The sequence below is a fragment of the Roseibium sp. MMSF_3544 genome, from assembly GCF_030732845.1.
Lineage (GTDB): Bacteria > Pseudomonadota > Alphaproteobacteria > Rhizobiales > Stappiaceae > Roseibium.
The window spans coordinates 25,245-47,873 of record NZ_JASHKA010000020.1 but is presented as its reverse complement, the minus strand read 5'-3'; the positions used below and the strand labels follow the sequence as shown (position 1 = coordinate 47,873).

At 59.6% G+C, this 22,629-nt stretch carries 20 protein-coding genes; 9 read left to right on the top strand and 11 right to left on the bottom strand.

The features are described from left to right. The first annotated feature begins 19 nt into the window (after positions 1-19). Both RBB47_RS23525 and RBB47_RS23520 read left to right on the top strand, forming a co-directional pair. Positions 20-1,342, top strand: a complete 1,323-nt coding sequence (locus RBB47_RS23525; RefSeq protein WP_305988345.1) for a YeaH/YhbH family protein — start codon at positions 20-22, stop codon at positions 1,340-1,342. Then, positions 1,335-2,843 (top strand): SpoVR family protein, encoded by a 1,509-nt coding sequence (locus RBB47_RS23520; protein WP_305988344.1) that lies wholly within the window; start codon positions 1,335-1,337, stop codon positions 2,841-2,843. The genes RBB47_RS23525 and RBB47_RS23520 overlap by 8 nt, the downstream gene beginning before the upstream one ends. Before the next feature lie 25 nt (positions 2,844-2,868). Here the strand turns inward: RBB47_RS23520 and RBB47_RS23515 are convergent, their stop codons facing one another. The 6 genes from RBB47_RS23515 to RBB47_RS23490 form a co-directional block, all read right to left on the bottom strand. Continuing rightward, the gene (locus tag RBB47_RS23515) at positions 2,869-3,849 is read right to left on the bottom strand and encodes a D-2-hydroxyacid dehydrogenase family protein (protein ID WP_305988343.1); all 981 of its coding nucleotides are present in this window, start codon (positions 3,847-3,849) and stop codon (positions 2,869-2,871) included. Beyond that, on the bottom strand, positions 3,846-4,079 hold the full coding sequence (locus RBB47_RS23510) for a hypothetical protein (RefSeq protein ID WP_305988342.1): 234 nt from the start codon (positions 4,077-4,079) through the stop codon (positions 3,846-3,848). Before RBB47_RS23510 ends, RBB47_RS23515 begins: the two co-directional genes overlap by 4 nt. 14 nt (positions 4,080-4,093) lie before the next feature. Beyond that, the gene (locus RBB47_RS23505) at positions 4,094-5,185 is read right to left on the bottom strand and encodes a 4-oxalomesaconate tautomerase (RefSeq protein WP_305988341.1); all 1,092 of its coding nucleotides are present in this window, start codon (positions 5,183-5,185) and stop codon (positions 4,094-4,096) included. Next, positions 5,182-6,243, bottom strand: a complete 1,062-nt coding sequence (locus RBB47_RS23500) for an isocitrate/isopropylmalate dehydrogenase family protein (protein WP_305988340.1) — start codon at positions 6,241-6,243, stop codon at positions 5,182-5,184. The genes RBB47_RS23505 and RBB47_RS23500 overlap by 4 nt, the downstream gene beginning before the upstream one ends. A gap of 10 nt (positions 6,244-6,253) precedes the next feature. After that, complete coding sequence (locus tag RBB47_RS23495) at positions 6,254-8,281, bottom strand: tripartite tricarboxylate transporter permease (RefSeq protein ID WP_305988339.1); 2,028 nt, start codon at positions 8,279-8,281, stop codon at positions 6,254-6,256. Positions 8,282-8,349: 68 nt separating this feature from the next. Continuing rightward, positions 8,350-9,456, bottom strand: a complete 1,107-nt coding sequence (locus RBB47_RS23490) for a tricarboxylate transporter (RefSeq protein WP_305988338.1) — start codon at positions 9,454-9,456, stop codon at positions 8,350-8,352. Positions 9,457-9,583: 127 nt separating this feature from the next. Between RBB47_RS23490 and RBB47_RS23485 the strand changes: the two genes are divergently transcribed. Both RBB47_RS23485 and RBB47_RS23480 read left to right on the top strand, forming a co-directional pair. After that, on the top strand, positions 9,584-10,255 hold the full coding sequence (locus RBB47_RS23485; protein WP_305988337.1) for a response regulator transcription factor: 672 nt from the start codon (positions 9,584-9,586) through the stop codon (positions 10,253-10,255). Then, positions 10,252-11,613: a sensor histidine kinase gene (locus RBB47_RS23480; RefSeq protein ID WP_305988336.1), complete on the top strand. Its 1,362-nt coding sequence runs from the start codon at positions 10,252-10,254 to the stop codon at positions 11,611-11,613. The genes RBB47_RS23485 and RBB47_RS23480 overlap by 4 nt, the downstream gene beginning before the upstream one ends. Here RBB47_RS23480 and RBB47_RS23475 read toward each other — a convergent pair. After that, positions 11,610-12,371, bottom strand: coding sequence for a sulfite exporter TauE/SafE family protein (locus RBB47_RS23475; RefSeq protein WP_305988335.1), 762 nt, complete (start codon positions 12,369-12,371; stop codon positions 11,610-11,612). The two genes, RBB47_RS23480 and RBB47_RS23475, sit on opposite strands and share 4 nt — an antisense overlap. Before the next feature lie 12 nt (positions 12,372-12,383). Beyond that, complete coding sequence (locus RBB47_RS23470; RefSeq protein ID WP_305988334.1) at positions 12,384-13,313, bottom strand: LysR family transcriptional regulator; 930 nt, start codon at positions 13,311-13,313, stop codon at positions 12,384-12,386. Between the two features lie 178 nt (positions 13,314-13,491). Between RBB47_RS23470 and RBB47_RS23465 the strand changes: the two genes are divergently transcribed. The 4 genes from RBB47_RS23465 (at position 13,492) to RBB47_RS23450 (ending at position 19,511) form a co-directional block, all read left to right on the top strand. Continuing rightward, positions 13,492-14,586, top strand: a complete 1,095-nt coding sequence (locus RBB47_RS23465) for a tripartite tricarboxylate transporter substrate binding protein (protein ID WP_305988333.1) — start codon at positions 13,492-13,494, stop codon at positions 14,584-14,586. A 124-nt stretch (positions 14,587-14,710) separates the two neighbouring features. Next, positions 14,711-16,678, top strand: a complete 1,968-nt coding sequence (locus RBB47_RS23460; protein WP_305988332.1) for a tripartite tricarboxylate transporter permease — start codon at positions 14,711-14,713, stop codon at positions 16,676-16,678. Positions 16,679-16,690: 12 nt separating this feature from the next. Then, positions 16,691-18,061 (top strand): MmgE/PrpD family protein, encoded by a 1,371-nt coding sequence (locus tag RBB47_RS23455; RefSeq protein WP_305988331.1) that lies wholly within the window; start codon positions 16,691-16,693, stop codon positions 18,059-18,061. A 40-nt stretch (positions 18,062-18,101) separates the two neighbouring features. After that, positions 18,102-19,511: an MmgE/PrpD family protein gene (locus RBB47_RS23450; protein WP_305988330.1), complete on the top strand. Its 1,410-nt coding sequence runs from the start codon at positions 18,102-18,104 to the stop codon at positions 19,509-19,511. Between the two features lie 17 nt (positions 19,512-19,528). Here RBB47_RS23450 and RBB47_RS23445 read toward each other — a convergent pair whose 3' ends face one another. Both RBB47_RS23445 and RBB47_RS23440 read right to left on the bottom strand, forming a co-directional pair. After that, complete coding sequence (locus RBB47_RS23445) at positions 19,529-20,527, bottom strand: alcohol dehydrogenase catalytic domain-containing protein (RefSeq protein ID WP_305988329.1); 999 nt, start codon at positions 20,525-20,527, stop codon at positions 19,529-19,531. Between the two features lie 24 nt (positions 20,528-20,551). Next, positions 20,552-20,998 (bottom strand): MAPEG family protein, encoded by a 447-nt coding sequence (locus tag RBB47_RS23440; RefSeq protein WP_305988328.1) that lies wholly within the window; start codon positions 20,996-20,998, stop codon positions 20,552-20,554. A gap of 143 nt (positions 20,999-21,141) precedes the next feature. Here RBB47_RS23440 and RBB47_RS23435 point away from each other — a divergent pair, with 143 nt between their 5' ends. Then, positions 21,142-22,041, top strand: a complete 900-nt coding sequence (locus RBB47_RS23435; RefSeq protein ID WP_305988327.1) for a LysR family transcriptional regulator — start codon at positions 21,142-21,144, stop codon at positions 22,039-22,041. Here the strand turns inward: RBB47_RS23435 and RBB47_RS23430 are convergent. Next, complete coding sequence (locus RBB47_RS23430) at positions 22,038-22,589, bottom strand: tetratricopeptide repeat protein (protein ID WP_305988326.1); 552 nt, start codon at positions 22,587-22,589, stop codon at positions 22,038-22,040. The two genes, RBB47_RS23435 and RBB47_RS23430, sit on opposite strands and share 4 nt — an antisense overlap. Positions 22,590-22,629 lie beyond the last annotated feature (40 nt).

The following is a 22,629-nucleotide window of genomic DNA, read 5'->3' as shown; positions in this document are numbered from 1 at the left end:
CTTGGAGGCCGAATGAAAGATGGCGCATTTCATCGACCGCCGACTGAACCCGAAAGACAAGAGCCTTAGCAACAGGCGCCGCTTTCTGAAACGGGTCCGGTCCCAGATCAAGAAAGCGGTCGAGGATGCTGTCCGTGAACGCGGCATCGCCGATGTCGACCGGGCCAAGAACGTGTCCGTTCCAACCGAAGGCGTCGCCGAGCCGTCGTTCCGCAAATCGTCCGAAGGCGGGCGGCGCGAGCGCGTGTTTACGGGAAACAAGACGTTCCAGACCGGCGACCGGATCGAAAAGCCGCCGCGGGGCGGCGGGTCCGGCGCCGGGCGGCAGGGCTCACCTGACGGCGAAGGCGAGGACGATTTCCTGTTTGCCCTCTCGCGGGAGGAATTTCTGGACTTCTTCTTCGACGATCTTGAACTGCCTGACCTGGTCAAGCAGAGCCTGAAGGAAATCACCAAGACCCATCCGCACCGGGCGGGCTACTCCACGTCCGGGGCACCGGCGAACATCAACATCGCCCGCACAATGCGCAATGCGCTTGGCCGGCGGATCGGTCTGAAGCGGCCCAAGGACAAGGAAGCCCAGGAACTCCTGAAACGCATACTCAAATTGGAGAAAGTGGCCGCGCCGACAAAGAAGCAACGCGAGGAACTCGCAGCGCTACGCGCACAATACGAAGACTTCGTCCGGCGCCGCAAAGTTGTCGCCTATATCGACCCTCTGGACGTTCGTTACAATTATTTCGAGCAGCGGCCGGAGCCTAATGCAAATGCAGTGATGTTCTGCCTGATGGATGTGTCCGCCTCCATGGGCGAACGGGAAAAGGACCTGGCAAAGCGTTTCTTCATGCTGCTGCATCTGTTCCTTGACCGCCGCTACGAGAAAACGGACATCGTCTTCATCCGGCACACACATGATGCGTCCGAGGTTGACGAGGAGACATTTTTCTATTCGCCGCAAACAGGCGGCACCGTGGTCAGCACCGCACTCGTGGTGATGAAGGAGGTCATTGAGGAACGCTATCCGCCATCTGAATGGAACATCTACGCCGCGCAAGCGTCCGATGGTGAGAATTTCAGCGGCGATTCCCAAAAATGCGTTGCGCTGCTGACAGAGGAGCTGATGCAAATCAGCCAGTATTTCGCTTATGTCGAAATCGTCGGAGAAGACGAAGCCCAGCTGATCAACAGCGAGGCGACCGGCATGGAACTTTGGGAATCCTATGGCCGGGTCGCCGAAATCTGGCCGAATTTCGCGCGCAAACGCGTCTCCACCGCCGCGGACATCTATCCCGTATTCCGGGAACTGTTCGCACGCGAACCGTCGGGGCAGGGCAATGGCTAAACGCGCAACAAAAGCCAAGCCCGAGCTGCTGTTCGACCAGACCGACTGGGACTTTGACACGCTGCGGCGCACGTTCGACGCGATCGAACAGGTGGCACGGGAGGATCTGGATCTGGATTTTTATCCGAACCAGATCGAGATCATTTCCTCCGAACAGATGCTCGACGCCTATTCCTCCATCGGCATGCCGCTGATGTATCATCACTGGTCGTTCGGCAAACACTTCCTCGGTCACGATCGGCTTTACCGCAAGGGCGCGCGCGGGCTCGCCTACGAGATCGTGATCAATTCCAACCCGTGCATCAGTTACTGCCTGGAAGAAAACACGATGCCGCTCCAGGCGCTGGTGATGGCGCACGCGGCCTTTGGGCACAATCACTTCTTCAAGTCCAACCATCTTTTCGAACAATGGACCGACGCCGAGGGCATTCTCGACTACCTTGAGTATGCGCGGCGCTTTCTTGCCTCATGCGAAGAAAAGCACGGTCTGGGTGAGGTCGAAGCGACGCTCGATGCGGCTCACGCGCTGATGCCGCATGGCGTCTTCAGGCACCGCCGTCCACGGCAACTTTCGCTGCGCGAAGCCGAGGAGCAGCGGCAGGCCCGCCTCGCGGCCGCTGAGCAGAATGTCTACTATCTCTGGAACACGATCCCGGCGAAGCCGGACGGTTCGCAGGTGCAGGACGCAGATCTGCTCGAACGCAAACGGGAGATGCAGCTTCCGGAAGAAAACCTGCTTTATTTCCTGGAACACTACAGTCCGATCCTGAAATCCTGGCAACGCGAGATTCTCAGGATCGTGCGAAACATCAGCCAGTATTTTTATCCGCAGAAACAGACCAAGGTCATGAACGAGGGATGTGCCTGCTTCGTTCACTATTACATCCTGAACAAGCTGCACTCCGAGGGCCGTCTTTCCGACGGGGCCATGCTGGAGATCCTGCACAGCCATACCAACGTCCTGACCCAACCCGGCTTCGACGATCCCCGCTTTTCCGGCATCAATCCATATGCTCTCGGATTTGCGATGATGCAGGACATAAAGCGGGTTTGCGTCGACCCGACCGACGAGGACCGTGAGTGGTTTCCCGATATTGCGGGCAATGGTGACTGGCGCAATGTTCTCAAACATGCCTGGAAGAATTATCGGGACGAGAGCTTCATCCAGCAATTCCTGTCGCCTGCAGTCATGCGCCGTTTCCGGATGTTCGCCATTTCCGACAAGTCGGACTCCCGCTACTGCACCGTTACCGGCATTCACAATACCCACGGCTACAGACACTTGCGGGACGTTTTAGCGCACGATCACGACCTCTCCGCGCTGGAGCCGGACATTCAGATCGCCGATGCGGACTTGCTTGGAGATCGCTGCCTGCATTTGCGGGCCGTGCGGCGCAATTCCGTGCCCCTCGACACGGCCAGCAAAGAGGCGACCCTCAAATACGTCGAACGGCTCTGGGGCTACAAGGTTGAGATGGTGGAAGTGGACGCTGCTCACTGACACAGTCAGCTGAGCGTCCGACCGATTAACTACCGGTCGGGTTCCAGACCTCTGCATTGATCATGTGGATCGGCTCGCCCAGCGCATAGGCATTTACCTGATCGAAGATATCCGAAAACTGCAGGTCGAATTCATCTTCGGTGACGTAGCCGATATGAGGTGTCGGCAGGACATTCGGGTGAACCAGCAGCGGATTTGCAACGTCCGTCAATGGCTCGGTGTCGAAGACATCAACAGCGGCAAAGATCCTGCCCCGTTCGACCTCCGCTTCGAGAACGCCCGGCGCGATCAGGCCAGAGCGCGATGTATTGACCAGCAGCGCGCGCGGTTGCATCGCCGCCAGGTCTTCGGCGGTGATGATGCCCCTGGTGTCCGGTTTCAGGCGCACGTGCAGACTAACGATGTCAGAGGTTCCGAAAAACGCTTCTCGGCATTCCGCGACGTGGACGCCGTCCGCCTTTGCGCGCTCCCGGCCTGCGTCCGACGACCACCACTGGATCTGCATTCCGATCGCCTCGGCGTAACCTGCAACGGCCTTGGCGATGCGGCCGTAGCCATACAGTCCGAGCGTCCTGCCGCGCAAGCTGCGGCCGACGCCCATCTGCCAATTGCCACTGCGGATGGATGCGACCTGTTCAGGGATCTGCCGGTAGCTCGCCAGAATGAGTGCGAGCGTCAGCTCAGCCGCTGCGTAGGACGGCGTGCCCGCATGCATGTTTGAGCACAGGAGAACACCGTTTCTTGTGCAGGCGTCGACATCGATATGCGGGTAGACGCTGCGTTGGGAGATCAGTTTCAGGTTGGGAAGCCGATCCAGCAAGTCCGCGGTGATCTTTGTTCTTTCGCGGAAAAGAACCACGGCTTCCGCCTCTTCGAGCCGCCTTGCCAATTCGCCCGCGTCCTCGACGTGATCTCTCCAGACCGTTACGTCATGGTCTTTCAGCTTGGCGTAGCAAGGAAGGCTGCGCAGCGTGTCGAACCAGTCATCAAGAATATGAACCTTCATCTGCTCTCCACACCGCTGCCTTCAACAAGGGTCCGGGGCGTCGGCACAAAGACGTCGTTTTGCAGCATAGTCAGCGCCTTGGTGATCTGGGCCCTTTTGGACAGAAGGTGATTGTATTGGGCGTCGCAGCCCGACACCGGGGTCGGATAGGCCCTGATTTCGTCCGCAATCAGCTGTCGCGCCGTTTCCAGCGCCAGAACGGCAGCGTCAATATTGTCCTCGTAGTGCATCCTCACCTCCGACTTCAATTCCGGTGCCAGATCTCGCCGGGCACAAAGACCTCACCGGCAGCCAGTTTCCGCGCGGTGCGCAAAAGACCGGCTGATTTCACATGGAAACCACCATTTGGGAGTTCGTAGTCTATCACGACTTCCATCTTGCCCATCGGATGTTCCAACTGCAGCCTTGCAGGAGAGGCATGCGGTTTTGCAAGGAAACCTTCGCCCACGGTTCCAGGTGCAAGAAGACAGGAGGCGAGGCATTGCGATCCGGTCACGGCGAGCGTTGGGTGGCAGTTCCAGGGCATGAAGTAGCGAATGCAGGCGGAACCGCCGTCGCGTGCGCTTGCGAGCAGCCCGAATTTGGGCGTGACAGACTTGGTGACATCACCAAGACCCATGCGTTCGCCCGCGATCAACCTGACCGCTTCCATTTTTTCAAAAAGCGCCTTGTTGGCGTCGAGATCCGCAGCGCTTTCGTAGCCGGTCACCCCGAAATCGGCTGCGCGGCCGATCACCATGGGCATGGCGACGTCCATGCAGGAGACCTCGAAACCGTCGATGTCCTCTTTCGATTTTCCGGTCGGGAAAATCCCGCTCGTAATACTGCCTTCCACTTCCATGAACTGCAGTTGAATGGGTGCTGCGGTACCCGGCACGCCGTCAATCGCGGCCTCGCCGTCATACCGGACCTTGCCGCCTGGCGTTTCAACGATCTCGGACACGAGTGTCCCGGTGTTGACGGCCCTGACCCTGACTTCGGTGACGTTTCCGACAGGTTCGACCAGCCCCATTTCGATCGCTGCCGGGCCAACGCCGACGAGGATGTTGCCACAGGACGGTTTGTAATCGACGAGCTTCTCTTCCACGCTGACCTGCGCGAAGAAATAGTCCACGTCCGCCCAGTCGTCGTCGGATTTTGACAGCATGGCAACCTTGGTTGCCACGGCAGTGCCACCGCCTATCCCGTCAATGTTGTAAGGATGGCCCGCACCGATGATCGACACGAGGACTTTGGACAAGGCCTCAAGATCCTCTGGAAGGTCACTGCGCCTCATGTAGGGTCCGCGCGAAGATCCACCGCGCATGAAAAGGAAAGGTATGGAGGTCTGTATCATGCGTCTGCCTTTTGGATGAAATCGACCAGAACAGAGGCGAAAGCCCTGGTTCCAAGCGGCCCGCCCAGATCGGCTGTTCGCGTCAAAGGATTGGCAATTGCCGTTTTCAATGCCTGTTCAATGAGGGTTTCGGCACGGCCCAGTCCCAGGTGGCCGAGGAGCATGGCGGCCGAACCGACCAGCGAGGTCGGGTTCGCCCGGTCCTGACCGGCAATGTCAGGTGCGGATCCATGCTGGGCCTGGGCAGCCACGTTTTCCGACCCGAGGTTGAGCGACGCGGCAAGCCCCAGCCCGCCTGCAAGTTCCGTGGACAGATCAGAGAGGATGTCGCCGAACATGTTGGTCGTGACGATCACATCGAACCGATCCGGATCGCGAACAAGAAGCGCCGCGGCGGCATCGACAAGAACTTCATCGTACTGGATGTCAGGGTGCTCTGCCGCGATGCGGCGGACGACTTCCAGAAACAGGCCGTCACTGGTGCGCATCACATTGGCCTTGTGAACCGCGGTCACTTTCTTCCGGCCGTTGCCTCCTGCGAAGTCAAAGGCGGCACGTGCGATACGCTCACTGCCGCGTTCGGTAATCAGCCGCATGGACATAGCCACGCCCGGAACCGGCATGAACTCTCCCGTTCCGGCATAAAGGTTCCTGTCGGCGTAGAACCCTTCCAGGTTCTCGCGGAAAATCACCAGATCGACCGGTGCACCGGTTGGTGTCGGTAGCCCGTCAAAGCTCTTTGCGGGCCGGATATTGGCGTAAAGATCAAGCTCCTTGCGCAGTACGCCGGAAGGGTTGAGCCCCCCCTCTTCTTTCGGCGGATACGCGTTGTGGGACACCGGACCGAGGATGACGCCGTCCACGGCATGGGCGGCTTCGATCACACTCTCCGGTATCGTCGAGTACCCGGCGTTCAGGGCCGCAAACCCGATGTCCTTGTCCGTCAGTATGACGCTGTCGCCGCTTTTTGCGCAGGCAGCCTCAACCACTTCTTTCGTGGCTGCCATGATCTCGGGGCCGATGCCGTCCCCGGCAAGACAGAGCAGCGAGAGCGTCATCGGCCGTGCCTCATGTCAGCGGCCAGGGCAGTTCGACATAAGATTGCAGCAGACCGGGCGGGAAGTCCCTGTTGAGCAACCACGCCATGGCGCACATGAAGGCGATGCCGCAGGCCCCGTACAAGAGCGCGTAGGGCAGATTGCGCCGCGCGCGATAGTGAATGAAGGCGACCAGGAAGGCTGCGAGCGCCAGGATAAAGCCGATCAGCGACGTCAGGATCAGCAGGCCTGCAAACCAGGCAAGCGTTGCCCAGAGCCCATGCTGATTGCCCTCCGAATTGCCTGCTTCGCTGTCGCAGAAGAGCGGGCTGGTCTCAGAGCTGGTGCGCATCCGGAACAGAAGGAACAGGCAGCCGATGATCGACACCAGTCCGACAAATTGCGGGAACACCCGGTCGGCATAGGCATAGTCCGGAATGAGCGACGCATTGACAAAGGCGAAGGTCAGGTAGCCCAGGATCGCGATCAGGAAAATCAGCGGTGCGCGTTTGGTGCCGGTCGGAACCTCCCCTTCGGCGCGGATGTTCTTGGACTGGCGGAGACCGACGACGACCGAAACAATCGTGATGATGATCAGCACGATGACGATCGGCGAGAAGATGTACTCCATGCCTTCCGCAAAGCCTTTGCGGAACCGCGAGCTTGCAATCTGGACGGCTTGGTTGGTGTAGGTTTCTGCCGGATTGGACAGAACAAAGCCGATCAGGAAAGCGGGCCGCGACCAGTCGAACCGGCGCATCAGAATGCCGAGCAGACCGATTGCGAACAGGGCCACCAGATCCATCAGGTTCTGGCCGGACTGGAAGGCGGCGAACGAGATGATCATGAACAGGAACGGAGCGAGCAGAGCGAATGGAATCGTCGTCAGGCGCGCGATGCCGCTCGAGCCAAGAATGCAGATTATCGTGCCGACGACATTGGCAAGCGCCAATAGCCAGACGATGGCATAGGTGACGTCGAGATTGTTCTTCAGCATCGACGGACCGACTTCGATCTGGCCCGAGCCAAGCAAGGCGACCGCACCGATGAAGACGGCCATGGAGCCGGACCCCGGAATGCCGAAGAGCAGCGTCGGCACAAGACCGCCGCCTTCCTTGGCGTTGTTGGAGCTTTCCGGCCCGATCACGCCGCGGATATCGCCGCTGCCGAACTTGGATTTGTCTTTTGAGGTCTGCACCGAATGGCCATAGGCGATCCAGTCGACGACAGAGCCGCCGAGGCCCGGGATAACACCGACGGTGACGCCGATCAGTGAACAGCGGATGCTGAGCCAGATGTTGGAAAACCAGTCGCGCACACCATGCAGCCATCCGCCCCCGAGCATGGAGCGCTCGGAGATTGCCCGGTCCTGGCGCAGCAGCGCAACAATTTCAGGAATCGCGAAAATCCCGAGGCCGACGATGACCAGCTTCAGCCCGTCGGTGAGATAGGGCATGTCATAGGTTGCCATGCGCAGCGCGCCGGCGCTGTCGCCCTCGCCAATGGTGCCGACCATCAGGCCGAGACCGGCGGCAACGATACCCTTGATCGCGACCTGTCCGGCCAGAATGCCGACCATGGAGAGGCCGAACAACGTGATCATCAGCAGTTCCGGCGTGCGGAACTCCAGAACAATCGGACGGGCCACGAGAATGAACAGCGTGAGGAAAGCGGCACCGACCAGACCGCCGAACAGCGATGAGGAGAATGCGGCGGACAGGGCGCGGGCGGCTTCGCCTTTCTTTGCCAGCGGAAAGCCGTCGAGGACGGTCGCCTGCGAGGCTGACGATCCGGGGATGCCCATGAGAACCGAAGCGAACGTATCGGAGGTCGGCACGACAGCGACCATGCCGATCATCAGCGCGAGCCCGAGCACCGGATCCATGCCGAACATGAACGGCAGGAGCAGCGAGAGCCCGGCGATGCCGCCAAGTCCCGGAAAAACGCCAATGCAAAGGCCCATGACGACGCCAAGGATCAGGTAACCGATGACGGCAGGCTGAAAGATCATCGCCGACGCATCGGCGAGCGCAGGTAAAGCGGTGCCAAGAATGTCCACTGGATCGCCCCGGATTTAAATTTTGAGAAAGGTGTGCCCGCCCGGTTGTCCGGGCGGGCGGGATACCGTTACTTCAGCGAAACGCCGTAACGCTCCTTGAGCCAGCTGACCACGAACTCCTTCGCAGCTGCAGGCACTTCGGTGGCGCTTTTCAGCGCAGCGTCGGCTTCCGCCCCGGTCATCTGCGGATATTTTCCGAGACGGCCTGCGGAGATTTCCGCAAAGTCCGGGCGTGCCTTCACAGCTTCAAAGGCAGCGGAGTAGGTGTCGATGGCATCCTGGGTTGCGCCGTTCGGCAGGAACACCATCTTCTGTGCCGGGAAACCGGCGATGAAGAAGGCTTTCCAGGCTTCCCACTGCTCGCCTGACGTCTGGCAGCCTTCAGTCGCCTCGCAGACTTCCTTGAATGTCGGCATGTCCGGGAATGTCGGATCGCGAACGATGTTGCCGTCCGCATCAAGTGCACCCCAGCTCATCATCGGAACGGCGGTCCCTGCTTCCACCAAGGGCGTAACGCCTTTCAGGTAGGATGAGGATGTCTGATAGTCGATATTGGCTTCGCCACGCTCGAACATCAGGCGACCGTCGCCACGACCCTTGATGCCGAAGACCGGCTCAACGTTCAGGCCGAGCATTTCCCAGGCAAGGAGCGGCACCAGGTCAAGACGGGTTGCGCCCTGGGAGCCGTAGATGAAGTCGGTCTCTTTCAACGCGCTGGCGTCGTTGCCGTTCATCTTTTCGGCAAGATCCGGCGGCAGATAGGCGACCCCGCCCGTGCCCGAAGCCAGAACGACGTTCCAGTCCTTGTATTCGTAGCGAACGCGCGGATCACCGAGCAGATAGGGGAACTGCGTCGATCCGGAAGAGCCGAAGATCAGCGTGCCTTCACTCTTGTCATATTGCTGCTGCTGGAACCAGTTGGCGCCCTTGGTGGAGCCGGCACCCGGCATGAACTTGACCACCACGGTCGGCTGACCCGGCAACGCCTCGCTCAGCAAGGGCGCATAGAAGTTCGCCCATTTGGCGGAACCACCTGTTTCGGAGAAGGGAATGACCCATTCGACCGTCTTGCCGGAAAGGTCGAGTTCGGCGGCAAGGGCCTGACCCGATACCATCGCACCGGCAACAAACGTCACACTCAGCGCCAGCTGGCGCGCAAGCTTTTTCACAACCATAATTTCCTCCCGTTGGCGTGGGCAACCCTCCCGGCCGCCTCACTCTAAGCACGCTCAAAAGCGGCTTGATGCTAAGAGTGTTCCCTGCGAAGCTTGCACCAAGCTTTCATCGACAAAAGAATAAGAAATGCGGATAGCTCTGGTTGAAGATAATGTGAGTCTGGCAAAAGGCATTGCCTATCAGTTGCGCGATGCCGGGCACTCTGTTGACATCCTCCATAATGGCGACGACGCCGACGTGTTCCTGAAGCAGGAAAGCGGTGACCTTGTCATTCTCGACATCAACCTGCCGGGAAAAAGCGGGCTTGATCTTCTGGCGGATCTGAGAGAACGCGAAGATCCCCGGCCTGTCATCCTTCTGACGGCCCGTTCTGAAACCGAGGACCGGGTAAATGGACTGGACGCGGGCGCGGACGACTACCTGGTCAAACCCTTCGAGATGGAAGAACTTGCGGCGCGCATCCGGGCACTCGGGAGGCGCAAGGGCGTTGCGCCTCGGCAACTGATCGACATTGGCCCGCTCAAGCTGGACGCCGGAGCGCTGCAACTGCTGGACGGGTCAGATGCTCTGGAGTTTCCGCGGCGCGAACTCGCGCTGCTGGCAGCTTTGGCGCAGGCCAACGGGCGGACCGTTTCCAAGGCCGGCCTGCTGGACCAGCTCTACGGCGCAGGCAGCGAGACCGATGAAAAGGTAATCGAAGTCTATGTATCCCGGCTGAGAAAGCGGCTTTCGCCCTACGGCGTGAACATCCAGGTTCACCGCGGCATCGGGTATTCCCTCGGCAAGGCGGCCCCATGAAGAGAACCTACTCTCTTCGCCTGCGCCTCACACTGATCATCCTGGTTCCGCTGCTGTTCGTCGCGGGGGCAACCGGTCTGTGGCAGCTGAACAATGCACGTGTTACCGCTGGCGAGGTCTTCGACCGCAGCCTGCAGTCGGCGGCTCTCGCCGTGACCAACGACGTCGCCCTGTCCGGCGGCGATGCGCTCGCGATCGAAACGCGGAACATTCTGTCCGACACCTCGGGAGGACCGGTCTTCTATCATGTCTACGCACCGGACGGTGTGGGCGTCACCGGCTATGCAACGCCGCCGGTCGGAATACCGAGTTCTGAGGACGGTGACCTCAGTCCGATCTATTTCAACGCGGAGTATCTGGGGCGCGACGTGCGCGGTTTCAGGATGCGGTCGCGCATGCAGGTCGACGATTTCAACGGCATCTTCACGACCACGGTCTGGCAGGACGTCACCATCCGCGAAGCTTTCGTTGAGGACCTGATGCTGCGCTCGCTGGTCACGATTTCCTCGATCATCACATCGCTGGCCCTGATCGTCTGGTTCGGCATTCGCATCGGCCTCCATCCGTTGAACGACCTTCAGCAAGCGATCGACCAGCGTTCCGGCGAGGTCCTCAAGCCCATCCAGCGGCCCGTGCCGGTTGAAGTCGAGGGCATCGTGCGAACGCTCAACAGGTTGCTTGGCCAGGTCTCGGAGGCGATGGCAACACAAGGTGAGTTCATTTCAAATGCCGCCCACCAGCTGCGCAATCCGATTGCCGGGGTGCTGGCGCTGTCTGAATCTGTTCGCTCAGCTCCAAACGATACCGCAATGCGCGAGCGCGCCGATGATCTTGTCAGCGCTGCGAAGGAAACCAGTCAGCTCGCGCAGAAACTTCTGACCTATGAGCGCACCAAATCGATCAGCCCTGCCTCCGCAAAAGAAACATTTTCGATCAACGATGTGCTGACCGGGGTCACGAAGGAATACCGCAACACCGACCTCCACGGCGTCGAGATACTGTTAGAACCCTCTTCTGAAGAAATTGAAGTCACCGGCGACCGGACAATGATCCGCGAGGCGGTTTCCAACCTGATCGATAACGCGCTGAAGCATGGCGGCCCGGGCCTTTCCGAGATCCAAACCCACCTGGAGCCGTCGCCCGGGGAAATCACGGTTGTCGTCAAGGACAATGGAATAGGCCTCAGCGACGCGCAGATCCACACCGCGCTTCAACGTTTCGGTCAAGTGTCAGAAAGCAGCGAAGGCAGCGGCCTAGGACTTCCCATTGTTGAACGCGTTGCCGAGAGGCATGGCGGCGGGTTGAAACTGACAGGCGCAGAGCCGGGTCTGGAGGCACGCTTCAGTATCGCCCGCTAGGTGCCTTGCGCAGGCAGGAATGCCATCACGACAAAACAGGCACCGGCGAAGGCGATAATGATTTCAATGAGCTGGCTGTGGCGCTTCTGTCCCATCCGGGTGACCAGCAGGCTCGCAAGCCAGGAGGCCGGCAACGATACCAGTCCCATCAACAAACCGGCCAGCATCATCTGATAGTTCAGGAGCCCGATCGACCAGAAGGTCACGACCCGCATCAGCGCATTGGTGATCCCGATTGCCGCATCCGTCCCCATCAGGACGACGCCGTGCAGTCCGAACGTGTTGAGCGCAGCGATCACGAACATGCCCGATCCGACGGCGGTACCGCTCACGGCTCCGAAAACAAATCCAATGACGGCGATGGTCGGCCAGGTCGGACTGAAATCGACCCGTTTCAGGTAGCGGCGGATCGGGATGGCGGACAGAAGCACCGCTCCGAAGACAGCGAGCAAAACCGCCTCCGGAACAAGCTTCAGGAAGGCCGCGCCGATTGCCAGGCCCGGGATCGAGGCCAGAATGAACTGAACCACGAACCGCCAGTTGATGGTTCTGCGGTAAAAGTAAAGCCTGCCGATGTTTGCGCACAGCGCATATACGGCAATCAACGGCACGACTGCTTTTGGCCCAATCAGGGGGGTCAAAACGATTGCCAGGATGAACGAACCACCAAAGCCGCCAACCCCACTTACAAAAGCAGACAGGAAGGCCGCTCCGACAATGATCGCAATATTCCAGAGGTCAAGCCAGGCAGGCAGCATCAAGGCGTCCCCTCAGATCCCGCTCTGCAATTCGCGCAACACGCTCATGGCCGATCGTTTCAGAACCTGGCGGCACGTGTGGCGAAGCGCTTCGCCAGCGGGGGACAGGGACCGCCCCCGATAGGTGATGATACCAAGGCTCCGGCTGACATCCGGATCGCCTATCGGCCGGGCAACCAGGTTCAGATCCGTCCGTTTCAGGCGCACGAGCGTGGGCACCGCCGACACACCCAGGTTCTGCCCGACAAAGGCCAGCAATGCGTTGAAGTGACCAACCTCCAAATCCCCTGACAGGTAGCGGATATTGTCGCCCAGAGAACGTTCCAGAAGGTTGGTGGTTCCGCTGCCGGCGCGCATTCGGATGAAATTATGCGTTGCAAGGTCTTTCCAGGTCAGATCGCTCCGCGCGGCGAGGGGATGGTCGCGGTGACAGATCAGGACGAATTTGTCCTCAAACAGGGGTTCAAACGCCAGTTCAGGGTGTCCTTCGCCAAATTGTGCGAGTGCCATTTCAGATTTTCGTTGCAGAACACGGTCAAGAGCCGCCGGGCTCGAACTTTCCGTCAACCGGACACGGACGCGGGGATTTTCCGATTTAAATTCAGCGATAATTTCAGGAAGCAATGTGTCGGCAAGTGTCATGTTGGTGGAAATTGCGACGGTTCCGGTCCGGATCTGAACAAGATCCCGGATATCGGTCAGCGACTGGTTGAATTCATCAACAATTCGAACTGCCTCGGGCAGGAACTCCTCCCCCACCAGGGAAACCGAAACACGCCGCGTGGTCCTGTCGAGGAGCCGGGTGCCCAGGTCTTCTTCCAGTTTCTTGATCCGCCTGGAAAGTGCAGATTGCGTGATGTTCAGTTCCTCGGCAGCCCGTGCGAAACTGCCGAATTCCGCAACGCTGATAAAGGCTTGAAGATCATCGAGCTTGACGCGCATGGCTTATGGTTTCTTTCGAAATTGATCCGGAAAATGATTATGCAAAAAATCTCATTAATCAATGATTTCTTTGAGTTTGTATCAGCTATCGATTGATGTCAGCCTGAGCCATGGAGGAATTCCGCCAAGGCAGCACAAAACCACGGATGCCGGGCGGTCGCTTAGGAGGAAAAGCAAGATGATGAAACTTACCAAACGCGCGGTCTTGGGGCTGATGGCAGCAACAATGCTGTCTCCGGCTATCGCTTCCGCAGACGACTTCAGCCTTGAAGGCAAGACCGTCACCTGGGTTGTCGGCTTCAAGGAAGGTGGCGGCACCGACCGCCTGACCCGGCTCCTGCAGTCCAAACTCAGCGAGCACCTGCCAGGCAATCCCGACGTCCTTGTTCTGAACAAGCCGGGCGGCGGCTCTGTTACCGCTGCCAATGACTTCCAGGCCAATGCACCTGCCGACGGCACCACGCTGATTATGGCCTCGACATCGACATTTCTGCCGGTTCTGCTTGGCGCGTCCGTCGCAAAATACAATCCGAACGACTGGGAAGCCGTCGCCGGTTTTGCACGCGGCGCGACCATGTTCGGCATCGCGGATCAGATTGGTGCCAAAGGTGACGGAGCGGACGCGAAAACCGACTACGAAGGCATGCAGAAGGCCAGCATCCGGTTCGGCCTGGAAACGCCGATCTCCGCTGAAATGCTGGATCTTGTTGCCATGAACCTTCTGGGCATCGATGCCCGTGTGATTTTCGGGCTGAGTTCAAAGGACGCCGAAGCCGCCTTCCAGCGCGGTGAGATGAACATGAACACCGACAACACACGGTCCTACCTGAAGGACTTCGGTGACGATGCGAAGGTGGTGCCGGTCTGGACCTACGGTGTGATCGACGAAAGCGGGAAACTCCTGCGCGATCCGGACCTGCCGGATGTGCCGACTTTCCCGGAATTCTTCGAAGCGGCCACGGGCACCGCTCCGGGTGGTCTCGGATATGAATTGCAGCAGAACCTGATGAACGCCAAAGTGATGATCTCCAAGGCGGTCATGCTTCCCAAAGGCACGCCGGAGAACATCCAGCAGGTCTATATCGATGCACTGAAGGCCGTCGTCGCAGATCCGGAAGTGGCTGAAAAACTGCCGCGCGAAATCGGCTCGATGCCGGTCAACTACGGCGAAGCCACGCAGCGTGCGATTGAGCTCGGCACGGCCATGGATCCAGCGGTCCGCGACTGGGCCAACGAATTCCTGCAGACTAACTACGACGCCAAGCTCAACTAAGCAGCAAGCCCACTTGCCGGCGCTCCCTCGGCGCCGGTCTTTTTTCAAGTGTGTTGGCGACTAAACTCGTTCCAGAAAAAAACATGCTTTCGTCTGCGACAGCGGACAAACTTGTGGTGCCCAAATGTTAGATGCCGCCGTATCAGCCCTTGCGCAATTGACATCGCCCGAAACGTTTCTCGCGCTGGTCGCCGGTGTCGTGATCGGCCTGGTTGTCGGTGTATTGCCGGGCCTTGGCGGGACCGCAGGCCTGGCACTGCTGTTGCCGTTTGTCTTCGGCATGGAGCCGAACACCGCACTTGCCATGATGATCGGCCTGACGGCCGTGACGACGACTTCCGATACCTTTCCGTCCGTCCTCATGGGAATACCCGGGACGTCGGGCTCCCAGGCAACGGTCTTGGACGGGTTTCCGATGTCAAAGCGCGGCGAAGGCACCCGCGCCCTGTCGGCGGCATTCATCTCGTCCATGTTCGGCGGCATTTTCGGCGCTTTCATCCTGTCTTTCGCCGTGTTCTTCGCCAAACCGATTATTCTGAAAATCGGCTTCGGGGAGCAGTTCATGCTGGTCGTGCTGGCCCTGTCCATGGTCGGCATCCTGACAGGTTCGAACATCTGGAAAGGCCTTGCCGCCTGCTGCATGGGCCTCATGCTGGGCGCTCTCGGAGCGGCTCCCCTTTCTGGCGTACAGCGCGCAACGCTCAGTACCGACTATCTGTTGGATCCGCTGCCCCTGGTAATTGTCGGCCTTGCCATGTTCGCGACGCCTGAGATCATCGACCTTCTGCGCCGCCAGTCGACGATTTCGGAAACGGGTAAACTCGGCTCGGGCTGGTTCCTGGGCTTCCGGGACTGGCTCAGCAACTGGTGGCTGTCGCTGCGCTGCGCCGTTATCGGCTGCATTATCGGTGCTCTGCCCGGTCTCGGCGGCAGCGTGGTCGACTGGATCGCCTATGGCCATGCGCTGCAGACGACAAAAAATCGCGAAAACTACGGCAAGGGCGATGTGCGGGGTGTGATCGCTCCTGAATCGGCGAACAACGCCAAGGAAGGCGGCGCGCTCGTTCCGACAATTCTGCTCGGTATCCCGGGGTCCGGCTCGATGGCCATTCTGCTCGGCGGGCTGGTTCTGATCGGTGTTGAACCGGGTACGGAACTGATCACAGACCAGATGGACCTGGTCTACCTGATCATCTGGTCGATCGCTGCCGCAAACATCGTCGGCGCCGGTATCTGCTTCATGCTGTCGCCGCAGATCGCGAAGCTGACCACGATCCGCTACGCCCTTCTCGCGCCCTTCATGTTCGGCATCATTTTCTTTGCCGCTTTCCAGGCCACACGGAGCTGGGGCGATCTCGTCGCCCTGTTCATCCTGAGCGCGCTCGGCGTCTACATGAAGCGCTTCGGCTGGTCGCGTCCCGCGCTGCTAATCGGCTTCGTTCTGTCGGTTCGCGTGGAAACGTCCGTCTATCAGACCGTCGCGCTATACGGCATCTCGTTCCTGGAGCGCCCCATTGTCATCGCACTTTTAGTGCTGACGCTGCTTTCCGTCACTGCAGCCGTCTTCTTCAAGCAGGCGCCGGCAGGGCCGCTCACCAAAGACGGGCCGTTCACCAACGAGCGCACCGGTCCGCAATGGATCTTTCTCGCGCTGCTTGCCGGCGCCGCGTTCTTCATCCTGCAGGACGGCCTCGGATTCAACCAGCTGACCGGGCTCTTCCCGATGGTCGCCTCAATCAGCACGCTGGTTTTCATCGTACCGCTGGCGATTTCCATGCTGCTCAAGAAAAACCCGTCGCCGCTGTTCTTCGATGCCGAACGCGGCACGGACGACAACCGGCCATCTGCGGAATTCTTTCTGCTGTTGCTGGCGGGAATGCTCGCGATCGCAGCGCTCGTCGGCTTCGTTCTCGGGATCGCCATCTTCATCTTCCTGTTCCTGCTCATACGGGCACAGGTCGTGTGGTGGAAGTCCGCGCTCGGTGCCGCCGGCTTCATCCTGTTCCTCGGCATCCTGTCCGACCAACTGACGCTGCGCTATCCGACTGGGCTTCTGCAGACCTGGATCAGCCTGCCCTGGCCGCTGCAATAGGAGAAAACCCGGATGCTTGCCATAGACAACGGTCCGATCGAAAAGAAGATCGCCTCCTACATTGCCGGTGCCGCCGAAGCCGATGTTCCGGCAGATGTGCTGACCCGCGCCCGCTGCCATCTGCTGGACACGCTCGCTGCCGTTCTGTCCGGCCGGTTTCTTCCGGCAGGCGAATTCGGCTACCGCTTCGCGGAAGCGGCCGGGTCCCCAGGAGAGGCAACGCTCCTCGGATCAAACCGCACTGCCAGCCTCGAATACGCTGCCTTTGCCAACGCCATGGCAGCACACGCCGATGAAACCGACGACAGCCATATCGCGGGGCGTTTCCACCCCGGCTGCGCCATCGTTCCGGCAGCACTTGCAGTCGCAGAACGCGAGGGCAGCAGCGCTGGAGCCATCCTGAAAGCCATTGCGCTCGGATACGATATCGGCGCGCGGGCAACGCTTGCCCTGGGCTTTACAAGTCCAAAGACCACCGTGTTTTCAACCCACTCCTTCGGCGCCCTCTTTGGCGCGTCCGCCGCTGCAGGCACGCTGATAGGGCTTGATCCGCGGCAGGCGGAAGCGTTGCTGTCTTTCACGGTGCAACAGGCCTCGGGTCTTTCCTATTGGAATCGCGATCCTGATCACGTCGAAAAATCCTTCGATTTCGGTGCAAAGGCAGCGCGAAACGGCGTCTTTGCCGCGCTCCTTGCCAAGGCTGGCATGACGGCACCGGACCGGCCGCTGACAGGGACAAACAGTTATCTTGCAGCCTATGCTGAAAACCCGGACGCCGATGCCCTTGCCGATGAACTCGGCGACCGCTTTGAAATCCTTAGCGCCAGCATCAAGAAATGGTCGGTGGGCTCTCCCGTCCAGTCGGTTCTGGATGCAATTGAAGTTCTGTTCGCCGGGGCGCCCGTCGATCCGGCGACGATTGACGCAATCGAAGTGCGCCTGCCGTCCAACCGCATCCATGTGGTCGACGATCGGCACATGCCTGCAATCTGCTGCCAGCATCTCGTGGCGCTTGCGCTGCTTGACGGCCGGGTGTCGTTCCGGAGCTCTCACGATGAGGCGCGCATGGGCGACGAGGCCGTGCTCGCATTGCGGCGAAAAATCTCTCTGGTCGCAGACGACGATCTGACCCACGCGCGCCCGGAACGCCAATCCATTGTCACGGTTCGACTGACCGGCGGGGAGACCAGGCGTCATCACACAAAGGTCGTTCGCGGCACACCGGACGATCCCATGTCCCCAAGCGATGTGGCCGCCAAAGCGGCCGACATCCTGGCGCCATTGCAGGCCGATCAGGGGCAGAGACTGATTTCGACCTGCCTTGAGCAGGACTTCAAGATCAGCGATCTCGCCAGCGCCTGCCAGGTCAGGGATCCGGGTTGATGAGTCCCCAATTAGTATCCGCGCTCTTCGGGAGGCAGACATGAACGTTCAGACCGCAACCGGTGTTACCCGGCAGATCGCGGGCTTTGTCACCGCAACGGACTTCGAGAACCTTCCGGCAGAGGCTGTCGAGATCGCAAAGCGCTGCGTCGTCGACGGCACGGCGGTCATGATCGCAGGGTCCAGCGAACCCTGCGCTGAAATCGCCCGGGCCTATGTGGTCCAGGTACAGGGTGCACCGGAAGCGCGCACAGTTGGAAAAGGCTCGCTCAAGGCACCGCCGCAGCTTGCGGCCCTTGCAAATGGCGTCGCGGGGCACGCACTGGACTGGGACGACACGGCACTTTCACTTAAAAAGGACCGTTCGGTCCTGATCCATCCGACCATGCCGCCGCTCTGCGCCTGCTACGCGCTTTCTGACGACCTCAAGCCGACGGGGCAGGAGTTCCTGACAGCTTTCATTCTCGGTTTCGAAGTTGAAGTGAAAATCGCCGAAGCCATAAACCCGGAACATTTTGCGGGCGGGCGGGGGTTTCACACGAGCGGGACGATCGGCATCTTCGGCTCCACTGTTGCAGCGGCAAAACTGATGCGCCTTTCAGAGGCGCAAACGCTCAATGCGCTTGCAATCGCCGCAACGATGTCAGCCGGGCTCGGTGTCAATCACGGAACCATGTCCAAACCGCTCAATATGGGGCGCGCTGCAGAAAGCGGTATCACCGCCGCGCGCCTTGCCAGTCTCGGCTTTGATGGACCGACCTACTCGCTGGAAGGCGGCAGAGGCTTTTTCGAGGCATTTGGCGGCGGTTTTCTGGCCGAACGCCTTTCCGGCCGCTTCGGTGCGCCTTTCGCCATTTTGACACCTGGAACGTCGATCAAACCCTATCCGTCCGGCGTTGTCGGGCACCCGGGAATGGACGCGATGAAAAAGCTGGTCATCGACAATGATATCGATGCCGCCATGGTCGAGAGCATTCAGGTCAAGACGGGACCCAACGTGATCGCGCCTGGTCCGCTGCGCATCCTCCACGCGACCAACGCACTCGAAGCGAAATTCTGCGTAGCTTTCCAGATGGCCGCGATGGTCTTGCGCCGCAAGGCGGGGCTGGACGAGTTTTCCGATACCTTCGTTCAATCGGAAGAGTGTCAGGCACTGCAGCGCAAGGTCAGAGCAGAAATCGACCCGGACATCGCGGCACTTGGCAAGGACAAGGTTGTTTTTGAGGTGGAGTTGACCACCACAGAGGGAAAGCACTTCCAACAAAGGTCCGAAGAGCATTACCGGGGCGGCCCGAAAAACCCACTGACGTGGGATGAACTCGGTGAGAAGTTCGAAGACTGTGCCAAGGCCCTGATCGGTGAGGCTGACCGCGACCGGTTTCTCCAGTCGGTGCGGCAGCTTGGAGACTTATCTGATGCATCGGTTTTGCTGGATCCGCTGACATCCTGACACTTGGGCCCGGTTCCTCAGCCAGACAAGTCCTGAAAAAGAACGACCTTGCCGACCGGGTTGCCGTGTTCAGCGAAATGATGGGCAGCACCGACTTCGCTGAAGGGAAAGCGGTTTGGGTCCAATATAGGCGTCAACGAGCCTGTGCCGGCCAGTTTCGCCAGCTCACTCAAAATCTCGCCAATGCGTGCCGGGTTGGTCCCAAACAGAATTTCATGACCCGCGAATGTGCTTTTGAAGGAAAGCCACTTCATCTGAAATCCGGGCTCGGTTGGAAACTCGCCGAGAATGTCGATGATCATGCCCTCAAACGCGGCAGCGGCAACAGCCTCGTTGACCGAAGGACGACCTGGCGTATTGAAGACAACATCGAAACCACGCCCTCCCGGCGCAAGCTTCTCGTAGTCTTCCCTTTCGGCCATCCGGTAGTTGATGACAGCATCGGCGCCGAGCTTTGTTGCCAGATCGCATTTTTCATCTGTCCCGCAGGCGGCAGCCACAAACGCCCCTTTCCATTTGGCAAGCTGAAGCGCAATGTGTCCGACGCCGCCGGTTCCCCCCATGATCAGGATGGATTTGTCAGGCGAAGCGCCGCCTGCTTCAACAATGTCGTACCAACTGGTGACACCGACGAGAGGCAATGCAGCGGCTTCTTCGAAGCTCAGACTTCGTGGGATCTTTGCGATCATGCGGGCATCTGCCGCCATGTATTCAGCCAGCGCCCCCGGCTTGCCGACCATTCCAGTGGCAAACGACATCACCCGGTCTCCCACCTCGAACCCGGACACACCCGAGCCGACCTCGTCTATCGTGCCGGCAGCGTCGGCATGCAGGATCGCCGGGTACGAGGGAACCAGGAAAGGAATGCGCCCGGCCCGGATCTTGTAATCGACAGGGTTGACGCTGCTGGCTTCGACCTTGATGACGACTTCACCGGCACCGGCTGTCGGTTTGGGTACGGTCGCTGCTTCAAAGACATCCGCGCCACCGAAGCGGTTGATGACCATCGCTCGCATGAGTTCCTCCGGATAATTTCAGAGTCAGCTTGCCGAGACGACGGCGTAAACAAGGGACAGGCCGAGAACGACCGACGTCGCTGCTGACAGCGTTGCCCCGCTGGCGCGCATCAGCAGGAAAAGCTTGCCGCCGCCCTCGGCTCCAATCAGGTGAGATCCGGCCAAACTGGAAAAACCCAGAACATGCAGGGAACGCGCAATCGCAAAGACAATTGCCGTCCAGAATACGAGGCCGGTCTGCCCAAAGAGCAGCTCGTAAAGAGCGAGAGCCAAAACGAAAATCGCCGCATTCTCTGCCAGATTGCCATGCCGCCGGACGAGGCGTTCCAGTTTGACATCCCCATCGACACCGACCCCTTTCTTGAGACCGGTACGATACAATCCGACATTCAGCATCAGCGCGTTCTGGAGGACGAGCATCGCACCCCCGAGGAGAGCGGCGTAAATTGGTGCGTTTATCGTTGCTTCCATGAAATCTGCCTTTCACCCGCGTTGTCCAAGACACCCGACCAGCACTTGCTTGTTTGACTTTCGAGAACATAGTGGTGAAAATTCGCTAATTCGATTGGAAAAAACGCAACTAGATGGCGCAAAAATGCACCACTGGAGACATCGTGAACTGGGATGACATCAAGGTTCTTGGGCTGCTTGCCAAACATGGAACCGTGCGCGCTACGGCCAAGGTTCTGAAGATCCACCACACCACCGTCAGCCGCCGTGTCGAAGAGCTGGAGAACGCCGTCGGTGCGCGGTTGTTCGACCGCCTGCCGGAAGGCTACGCGTTGACGGAGGCCGGTGAACACCTCGTAAAGTCCGCAGAGGTCATGGACAGCGAGGTCGTTCGCGCCCAGCGCCTTATTTCCGGCGGAGACCGCGAGATGGCTGGCCGTGTGAAGGTCACGATGGCCGAGCCAGTCGCCGTCCATGCATTTGCGCCAAGGATGCCGGAGTTTTTCGAGCGCTATCCCAAGCTCGAGGTGGAAATCAAGGCGACCACGAGCATGGTTGATCTGTCACGGCGCAAAGCCGATGTGGCCATCAGGATGAACAACAACCCGCCCGAGAACCTATTCGGAAAGCGACTGTTCCCGTATTGCAACGCGATCTACGCCAGCCCGGATTACCTTGCCAGGCATGATCTTTATGGCGCACCGGAAAAGGCCCGCTGGATCGGTTGGGACGGGTCGTTCGAAACATTTCCGTGGTGGACCGCCGAAACCAGGTTCTCGCGCGTCCCGGTTCACGGAAACTTTCCAGCGCTCGACATGCAAGCTGCCATGGTGCGCGCCGGTGCCGGAATTGCGATGCTGCCCTGTTTCATCGGCGACCGCGATCCGGGCCTCGTCAGGGTGACCGACGACCCGCCCGTTCCGTTCAGGGATATCTGGATCCTCACCCATTCCGATCTGCGGCGCACCACGCGCATCCGCGCATTCATGAAGTTTGCCGAAGACGTCATCAACGAGAACAGGGCCCTGCTCACCGGGGATGCCGGCGTTCCAGCTACATCCTAGAAGAGCGGCGCATATTTCCAGTTGTCTGCATCCGGCGTGACTTCATCCAGATCGTAGCCCGCACCCTGCAGACGCTTTGCAATCGCCAGCCCATCCTCGGCGGCCTGATCGATGTAACGGCGGCCAAGCAACTCGTCCTTGGCGACACCGTGACCGCGCATGAGGTCGAGGCCGTAGTTGAACTGTCCGACCGGATCGCCGGCTTCCGCCGCACGGCGGTCCCATTCGGCCGATGCATCGGGATTGTAGTCGCCGCCCGTGCCGTTATTCTCGAGCTGGCTCATCCAGGTCATGGCCTTGGTGTAGCCGGCCTCGGCGCAGCGCCGCGTCAGTTTCCTGGCAAGCTCGTGGTTGTCGTTCTTTGTCGCGTTGATCCCGAGGGAACAGGTGACGGAGTCTATGACGCCCATTTCGATCTTGCGCTTGAGCATTTCGACGCCGGTGTCCTGAGGATTGAGGATACCGAGTTCGTCCTCGACGGTTTCCGGCGACTGCGCGTGCGCAGCACCCGCCAACACTATGACCGAAAGCAACGCCAGTTTCCGCATGGTTTCCTCCCTTGCTTCAGGAAAGTAGCATTGCAACCGG